The organism is Candidatus Chloroploca sp. Khr17 (genome assembly GCF_004138165.1).
Classification (GTDB): Bacteria; Chloroflexota; Chloroflexia; order Chloroflexales; family Chloroflexaceae; genus Chloroploca.
The window spans coordinates 1-1,032 of sequence record NZ_RYFF01000170.1; the positions used below are offsets into that span (position 1 = coordinate 1).

General features: G+C 68.4%; 1 protein-coding gene. It reads right to left on the minus strand.

The annotated features are described in order from the left end of the window. The coding region (locus tag EKD05_RS25570; RefSeq protein ID WP_255427273.1) for an SdrD B-like domain-containing protein at nt 1–1,032 on the minus strand (1,032 nt) is incomplete at both ends.

The window sequence follows — 1,032 nt, forward strand, 5'->3', positions numbered from 1 at the left end:
GTCAGGCTGACCGTCGCGCCGAGGCTGTCCACCCCGGTGAGCGTGACGAGCACATCGGCGATGCCATTCTCGCCGCTATTCTGGACGCCATTGCCGTTGGTGTCGTCCCAGACCAGGTTGCCGAGGCTGGCCCCGCGGTAGAGCCCCGCGTCCCAGGTCAGGTCGGTCTGGCCGGAGGTGAGCGTGATGCCGGTCATCACGCCGCTGGCGTCGGCGTCGGAGTTGCCGGTCGCCTCGCCGATGGTCGGCTGGGTGACGACATAGCCGTCGGGCGTGGTGACGGTGACGGTATAGACGCCGGGCACCAAGTTGGTGAAGGTGTAGATCCCGGTCGCGTCGGTGGTCGTGGTCAGACTGACCGTCCTGCCGAAGCCGTCCACCCCGGTGAGGGTGAGCGTCACGGCGGGCAGGCCGGGTTCGTCGGCGTCTTGCCGCCCGTTCGCATCCAGGTCGTCCCAGACGCGGTCGCCGAGCGTGGCGCGCTGGAAGAGGCCCAGATCCCAGGTCAGGTCGGTCTGGCCGGAGGTGAGCATGATGGCGGGAATGACGCCGCTCGTCGTCGCGTCACTATCGTTTGCGTCGCTGCTACCGGCGTTGCGGGTCGTGACCGCGTAGCCGTCGGGCAGGGTCGCGGTAACGGTATAGACACCGGGCACGAGCTTGGTGAAGGTGTAGATCCCGTTCACATCGGTCGTCGTGGTCAGGCTGACGGTGGTGCCGAAGCCATCCACCCCGGTGAGCGTGAGCGTCACGTCGGGCACGCCTGGCTCGCCAGCGTCCTGCACGCCATTGGCATTCAGGTCGTTCCAGACGCGGTCGCCGAGCGCGGCCCCGCGGTAGAGCCCGGCGTCCCAGGTCAGGTCTTCGTCACCCGAGGCGAGCGTGGTGCTGGACATCACGCCCGTCGCGTCGGCATCACTCTCCCGCGTCGGGTCGCTGCCGACGTTCGGCTGGCTGAAGACATAGCCGTCAGGCGCGGTGACGGTGACGGTGTAGACGCCCGGGGCCAGGGTGGTGAAGGTGTAGAACCCG